7 protein-coding genes are annotated in these 6,518 nt (G+C 72.3%); 5 read left to right on the top strand and 2 right to left on the bottom strand.

What is annotated here, in order from left to right; genetic code table 11:
* Nucleotides 1-1,300: sensor histidine kinase (locus HZZ10_RS18780; RefSeq protein ID WP_179914679.1), on the top strand; the 1,300-nt coding region annotated here is incomplete at its 5' end.
* Nucleotides 1,297-1,962 carry a response regulator gene (locus tag HZZ10_RS18775; protein ID WP_179914678.1) on the top strand — a complete coding sequence of 222 codons (666 nt, stop codon included), beginning with the start codon at nt 1,297-1,299 and terminating at the stop codon, nt 1,960-1,962. The genes HZZ10_RS18780 and HZZ10_RS18775, both read left to right, overlap by 4 nt.
* A gap of 17 nt (nt 1,963-1,979) precedes the next feature.
* Here HZZ10_RS18775 and HZZ10_RS18770 read toward each other — a convergent pair whose 3' ends face one another.
* Nucleotides 1,980-4,109 carry a bifunctional copper resistance protein CopD/cytochrome c oxidase assembly protein gene (locus tag HZZ10_RS18770; RefSeq protein WP_228087827.1) on the bottom strand — a complete coding sequence of 710 codons (2,130 nt, stop codon included), beginning with the start codon at nt 4,107-4,109 and terminating at the stop codon, nt 1,980-1,982.
* Between the two features lie 85 nt (nt 4,110-4,194).
* Nucleotides 4,195-4,884 (bottom strand): hypothetical protein, encoded by a 690-nt coding sequence (locus HZZ10_RS18765; RefSeq protein WP_179914677.1) that lies wholly within the window; start codon nt 4,882-4,884, stop codon nt 4,195-4,197.
* Between the two features lie 249 nt (nt 4,885-5,133).
* Between HZZ10_RS18765 and HZZ10_RS18760 the strand changes: the two genes are divergently transcribed.
* The 3 genes from HZZ10_RS18760 to HZZ10_RS18750 all read left to right on the top strand — a co-directional run.
* The gene (locus HZZ10_RS18760) at nt 5,134-5,319 is read left to right on the top strand and encodes a hypothetical protein (RefSeq protein WP_179914676.1); all 186 of its coding nucleotides are present in this window, start codon (nt 5,134-5,136) and stop codon (nt 5,317-5,319) included.
* Nucleotides 5,320-5,321: 2 nt separating this feature from the next.
* Nucleotides 5,322-5,702, top strand: coding sequence for a helix-turn-helix domain-containing protein (locus HZZ10_RS18755; RefSeq protein ID WP_179914675.1), 381 nt, complete (start codon nt 5,322-5,324; stop codon nt 5,700-5,702).
* Between the two features lie 286 nt (nt 5,703-5,988).
* A partial coding sequence (locus HZZ10_RS18750; protein WP_218928962.1) for a cohesin domain-containing protein occupies nt 5,989-6,518 on the top strand: 530 nt, incomplete at its 3' end.

Here is a 6,518-nt window from a genome sequence, read left to right as displayed (position 1 = left end):
CGCCCCGCCCGTCCCTGCCTCTGCCTCTGCCGCAGCCCGACAGACGCCGTCGAGCGCTCCTGCGAACCACGGCGTCCCGCGCACGCCGAAGGCCTCGTCAGGCGACGAGCCCTTCGTCTCCCCGCCGCTCACGCTCTGGGGCAAGACCTGGCGGATGCTGCTCGCCTTCACCGTCGGGTTCGTCGCCTTCGGAGCCGTGCTCTCCGAGTCCGCCCCCTCCGACGCCGCCGCAGCCCTCGACCTCCTGGCCGGGCTCGTCGCGCTCGGCCTGCTGCCGTTCCGGCGCCGCGCACCGCTGCTCGTCGCCTGCCTCATCACCGTCCTCGCCTCGGTGTCGTCCTTCAGCATCGGTGCTCTCGTCATCGCGACGGTGTCGCTCGCCACCCGGCGGCGGTGGCGTGAGGTGCTGCCCGTGGCGGTGCTGTGGTTCCTCTCGACCATGGTCTTCGAGGTCGTCACCGAGCCTGCGGACCCTCTCGAGCTCTGGGTCGTCGCGCTGATCACCCTCGCGGTCCTCGTGCCGACGGTCCTCGCGGGGTTCTCCATCGGCGGTCGGCGCGAGCTCTTCGCCGTCCTGCAGGCCAGGGCCGAGACCGCCGAGCGTGAGCAGTCGGCGCGCGTCGCCCAGGCGCGGACCGCCGAGCGGGCGGCCATCGCCCGCGAGATGCACGACGTCCTCGCCCACCGCATCTCCCTCGTCGCCATGCACTCCGGCGCCCTGGCGTACAGGAACGACCTCACCGCCGACGAGACCACCGAGGTCGCCACAGTCATCCGCGACAACGCGCACCTCGCGCTCACCGAGCTCCGCGAGGTCCTCGGGGTGCTGCGCGCACCCGAGGTCCGCTGGTCCACGGCGACAGGTCCTGCCGCACCGCCCGAACGACCTCAGCCGACCCTCGCGACCCTCGACGAGCTGCTCGACGAGACCCGGGCTGCCGGCACCCCCGTCACGCTCCGCGTCCCCGTCGAGCCAGCCGTCCTCGCGACGCTCGCCCCGAGCACCGGACGGACCGCGTTCCGCGTGGTCCAGGAGGCTCTGACCAACGCCCGCAAGCACGCCCCGGGTCGCCCGGTGACCCTCTCGGTCGACGGCGCACCCGGGTCGAGACTGACGATCGTCGCGAGCAACGCGACCGACGGCCCACCGCGCGGTCTCGGTGAGCCTGCGCTGCCGTCCTCGGGTCTAGGTCTCACAGGTCTGGCCGAACGTGTGAACCTCGCGGGCGGTCACCTCGAGCACGGGGTCGACGACCACGGCACCTTCACCGTGAGAGCCTGGGTCCCGTGGACCTCATGACCAGCACGCCGTCGCAGCCGGTCTCCGTGCTGCTCGTCGACGACGACGCCCTCGTCCGCTCGGCCCTGCGCCTGATCCTCGGCGGCGACCCGGCGATCACCGTCGTCGGCGAGGCCTCCGACGGCCTCGAGGGTGTCGCCCTCGTCGAGTCGCTACGACCCGACGTGGTCCTCATGGACATCCGCATGCCGAGGCTCGACGGCCTCGCCGCGACCGAGCGGGCGCTCGCCCTCCAGCCCGACCTCGTCGTGGTCGTGCTCACCACCTTCGACACCGACGACATGGTCCTGAGTGCCTTGCGGCTCGGTGCGCGCGGGTTCCTGCTCAAGGACACCCCGCCCGCCGATCTCGTCGCGGCCGTGCGGGCCGCGGCTGCCGGGCAGCCGATGCTCTCGCCGAGCGTCACCGGGCAGCTCATCGCCGCCGTCGCCGCGCCAGGGCCCCGCCAGGACGCCGAGGCGCGGGCCCGGCTCGCGACCCTCACCGAGCGCGAGCACGAGGTCGCGCTCGCCGTCGCGCGCGGGCAGTCGAACGCCGAGATCGCCGCGAGCCTGTTCATGAGCGTCGCGACGGTGAAGTCCCACGTCGGGCGGCTCTTCGGCAAGCTCGGGGTCGAGAACCGCGTCCAGGTCGCGATCTGCGTCCACGAGGCAGGTCTCTGAGCCGCAGGTGCTGCCCCTCAGCGCTGCCCGTCCGCCTGACGCCCGAGCTCGGCCAGACGCGCGTTGTACGCCTCGAGCTCGGCGTCGCCGTCCCGCTCGGCCTGCCGGTCGTAGCGCTTGGCGTCCCGCGCGTCCGAGCGCGTCCACTGGAACACGACGATGAGCGCCGCGAAGACGACAGGCAGCTCACCGGCGCCCCACGCGATCCCGCCCCCGGTCTGCTGGTCGACGAGCAGTGCCGCCTGGTCGTCGCCGCCCATCGCCCGCCACCAGTCTGGGGCGAGCAGCGTGGTGGACTCCATGACCGCGACCCCGAAGAACGCGTGGAAGGCCATCGTCACGAGCAGCACCACGAGGCGGATCGGCGGGCTTGCCTTGGGCGGGCCCGGGTCGACGCCCACGAGCATCCAGAAGAACAGGTACCCGCTCGCCAGGAAGTGCACCTGCATGAGCACGTGCCCCTGGTGCTTGAACAGCGCGAAGTCGAACCACCCCGTGTAGTAGAACGCGACGAGGCTCCCGGCGAAGATCACCCCGGCGACGGGCGGCTTGGACAGCACCTGCATGTAGCGAGAGTGGACCAGCACGAGGATCCACTCGCGTGGCCCGCGGCTCGCGTCCGTGCGGTGCGGGAGCACCCGCAGCAAGAGCAGGACCGGCCCGCCGAGGACGAGCGGGAGCGGGGCGAACATCATCAGCCCCATGTGCTGGATCATGTGCGTGCTGAAGTGCACGGAGCCGTAGACGGCCGGACCGCCGCTCGTGACGAAGGCGAGCACCAGGCAGCCGACGAGCCACGAGACCGTGCGCCCGAGCGGCCACGCGTCTCCCCTGCGCCGCAGCCGCACCACGCAGGCCACGTACCCGCCAGCGAGCAGGCACACGAGGGCGAGCCACGCCCAGTCGACGTGCACCTGCGTGAGCATGTTCCGCACCGAGACGGGCTCCGGGTACGGGAAGCCGAGGAGCGCGTGCCGCGGGTCACCGACCACAGGGTTCTGCGGGACGGGCGGCGCAGAGCGGGACAGCGCGACCGACGCACCCATCGTCACCGCCATGACGACCACCTCGGTGACCGCGAGCCTGACGAAGGCCCGCGAGCTGAGCGCCGGGTCCTCCAGCTGCGGGAGGATGCGACGACGCTGCGCCCAACCGGCCGCGCCCAGCAGGCACAGCGCGAGGGTCTTGCCCACGAGCAGCAGCCCGTAGGGCGTCGCGAGGTCGTCCAGACCGTCGAGCCGCAACGACGCGTTGACGACTCCCGAGAAGGCGACCGCGACGAAGGCCCAGCCGGCGAGCGTCGAGTACCGGGCGACGACAGCTGCCAGGTGCGGGCCGACCCGTCGGCGCAGCAGCACCAGCCCGACGAGCCCGCCAACCCACGCGGTCACGCCGACGAGGTGGATCGCGAGAGAGTTGACGGCGTTCGCGTGCTCGTCGGCGCCCGCGGCGTGGCCGCTGAGCGAGAGCGGCAGGAGCGACAGGACGCTCAGCGCCGTGGCGACGGCCACCCACGACACCTTGCGGCTGGCGAGCAGCACGACGAGCGCGAGCGCGACGCAGCCGGCTGAGACGACCATGGTCTGCCCCAGCTCGATCCCTGTCGCGAAGTACCGCAGCTGGCCTGCGAAGCCGGGCGACGAGACCGGCGCACCGATCGCGTCGGCCGTGGTGAGCACGAGGACGGCGATCGCCGCAGCGAGCCACCCGGCCGCAGCCCGCGCGGCCCACCGCGCAGCAGTCCACTGCGAATAGCTGACGATGCCGGGCAGCTCGCGCTGGCCTGGCAGGACGAAGGTCGCGAGGATCAGCAGCCCGATGGTCACGGCCGCGAGCGCGTCGTGCAGGGCACGCGCAGCGGGCAGACCGTAGGTGACCAGGTCACCCGGACCGCCGAAGACGCTCGGCGCGAACTCCCCCGTGAGCAGCAGCCCGGCGAGGGCGACCACCACGGTCAGGGGCAGGCAGAGCAGCAGCACGACCTCGTCGGTGCGCAGCGTCGGGAAGCGGAAGGGTTCAGGGGTCGGGTCGGCGGTCTCGTCCTGCCCGGTCGGTGGGCTCGGCGCGGGCAGCGTGCTCGAGGTGACCGGGGCGCTGGGAGCGCTCGCGGTCGGCGCGCGGTCAGGCTGGGGTCTGCTGGTGCTCATGGGGGTCCTGTCCTGGGCACGGCGAGCGTGCGCACGCCGAGAGCGCGCGCGAGCGCCGTCGGGCGGTTCGTGCTGAGTGGTCGCGTCAGGTGCTGCGCGGCACCGGAGGACCACGGCGAGCAAGGCTCTCGGCCAGCACCTCGAGGGACCGGACGACCACGGGCACGGTGCCGACTGGACCATGCTGGCGCTTCAGGATGGGCACACCCGCTGCGGACCGTCGGGGCAGAGCCCAGCCGAGCACCGCCGTCGCGAGCCGGCGCAGCTGCGCGAGGAGCCTCTCGCCTCGGTGCAGGGTGAAGACGGTGAGGGCAGCAGCACCGGCGTGCGCCAACCACATCCCGACAGTGGTGTGGGCTGCGTGACCGGGGCCCCCGCTGCCGCCGACCACCGAGACGAGGACCGTGCCCTCGTGCGCGGCGTGCGAGTCGTGCCCTGCCCGCACGACGGCCGAGGCCCCCGCAGGGACGGTGCCGAGCACGAAGAGCGTGTGGAACAGCACCTGGCTGACAGCGACCGAGACGCTGAGCCGCAAGGCCGAGAGCCGGACCCCGGCGAGCACCGTGCACACCGAGACCGCGAAGACCAGCGGTACGAGGACCCCGAGGACCCCGGGGACCTCAGCCCCGGCGAGCAGGTGCGAGCCGAGCGCGACCGCTGTCGACAGGACGGCCGCAGCCGCTCCGCGGACGACACGCGACGAGCGCCCCGACGGGAGACCACCGACAGCCGGCACGCCACCTGTGCTGAGCGCAGGTGGATGGGCAGCGGGCATGCTGTCGAGCCTAACCGAGGAGGACCGAGCACCTGGCGGCCCGCCGCGCAGACGTCCAGAGCAGCCACCAGCACCCATCGTGTCAAGCACTCCGGTCTCGGGTGCGTGCCGTCGTCTCGCGCTCGACCTCGCTCGTCCTGATCCCGTGCCGCACATCACGCAAGCATGCGGTCCCCAGCGCGAGACGACCCTCCACCATCGCGTCAACCCCCCTTGACTTGATCCAGTCAAGGGGGGTTGACTAATCTGATGAGACGACGGGAGCTCGAGAAGCGGATCGCGCAGATCGCCAAGGTCCGAGGCGTGCGCCCCGAGTACCTCGAGGGCGGGTCTCACACCAAGGTACGAGTCGGCGAACGACAGACTGTCATCCCTCGCCACACCGAGATCAACGAGATCACCGCCCGCGCGATCCTCAAGCACCTGGAAGGCTGACCATGACGACCACTCTCACCGCGCGATCCACCCGCTCTGGCGGCTGGTGGGCTGTCGAGGTCCCCGAGGTCCAGGGCCTCTTCACGCAGGCTCGCCGCCTCGACCAGGTCACCGCCGCCGTCCTAGACGCCGCTGCTCTGCTCACTGGACGCCCCGAGTCTGACTTCGACGTCGTCGTCGTGCCGGTCCTCGACGCGGACGACCTCTCTGTGGTCCGTGACGCCCGCGAGCGCCGCGCGGAGCTCGCCGAGGCTGAGCAGGCGGCAGCCAGGGCTTCTCGAGCCGCAGTCGCCCGACTCCGCGCCGAGGGCCTGACCGTCCGCGACGTCGCCGAGATCATGGGCATGTCTCCTCAGCGCGTCTCCCAGCTCGTCGCCTCCTGAGCCAGGTCCCTGGACACCTGGCGGCCGACGCTCCCGTCTTCGGCTGACAGTGCTCCTGAGCAGGAGTTACGCCCCGGAAACACCGGCGAAACCGTGCGCGGCACACGGCCCGGTTAGCGTGACGCCACCTGCACCACCTCCGAGCGGTCTGCTCGACCCGGGCTGGGCGACGACGCTCTGACATCAGCCGAGGCGTCCCCCTGGACGTCTCCTCGGCGTGCGCTGAATCCCTCCCTCCGGTCGACGGACACCGTCTCCCGATCGCGAAGGTTGGCCCGACATCCCCATGCTCGAACACCCCCTGAAGGCGCGCTCCAGGCGCCGCACCCCGATCCTGGTCGCCTGCGGCCTCAGCCTGGGGCTCACCGTCCTGGCAGCCTCCCCAGCCTCGGCCGAGCCGACCGTCACGTCGACGACCCTCACGGCCACGCCCTCCGTCACCGTCGGTGACGCCGTCACGGTCGACCTCGGCCTCGCCGGCACCACCGGTGTCTACGCCTACGAGGTGACGCTCACCTTCGACCCCGAGCTGCTCACCTACGCCCCCGGCACAGAGACCGGTCCCGCAGGAGGCTTCGACACGATCGAGACCGGGGACGGCACCCTCACGCTGGTGCACAGCCGCCTCGGCACCTCGCCGAGCCTGACCGGCGACCTCACCGCCGCGGTCGGCCTCACCGCCGTAGACGACGGAGACGCGACAGTCTCGGCAGCCGTGACCCTCGTCGACTCGGACGGCACGAGCATCCAGACGAGCCCCGCACCCGCAGCCGTCGAGATCGCGGCCGTGGCGGTCGAACCCACCCCGGGACCGAC

The organism is Sanguibacter inulinus (assembly GCF_013415325.1).
GTDB classification, from domain to species: Bacteria; Actinomycetota; Actinomycetes; order Actinomycetales; family Cellulomonadaceae; genus Sanguibacter; species Sanguibacter inulinus.
Note: the sequence above shows the minus strand (reverse complement) of the source record. Positions and strands in the feature narration are given on the sequence as shown.

Coding starts and splice junctions, on each gene's coding strand:
- HZZ10_RS18775 (WP_179914678.1), top strand. CDS start 1,297: ATGACCAGCACGCCGTCGCAGCCGGTCTCCGTGCTGCTCGTCGACGAC.
- HZZ10_RS18770 (WP_228087827.1), bottom strand. CDS start 4,109: ATGAGCACCAGCAGACCCCAGCCTGACCGCGCGCCGACCGCGAGCGCT.
- HZZ10_RS18765 (WP_179914677.1), bottom strand. CDS start 4,884: ATGCCCGCTGCCCATCCACCTGCGCTCAGCACAGGTGGCGTGCCGGCT.
- HZZ10_RS18760 (WP_179914676.1), top strand. CDS start 5,134: ATGAGACGACGGGAGCTCGAGAAGCGGATCGCGCAGATCGCCAAGGTC.
- HZZ10_RS18755 (WP_179914675.1), top strand. CDS start 5,322: ATGACGACCACTCTCACCGCGCGATCCACCCGCTCTGGCGGCTGGTGG.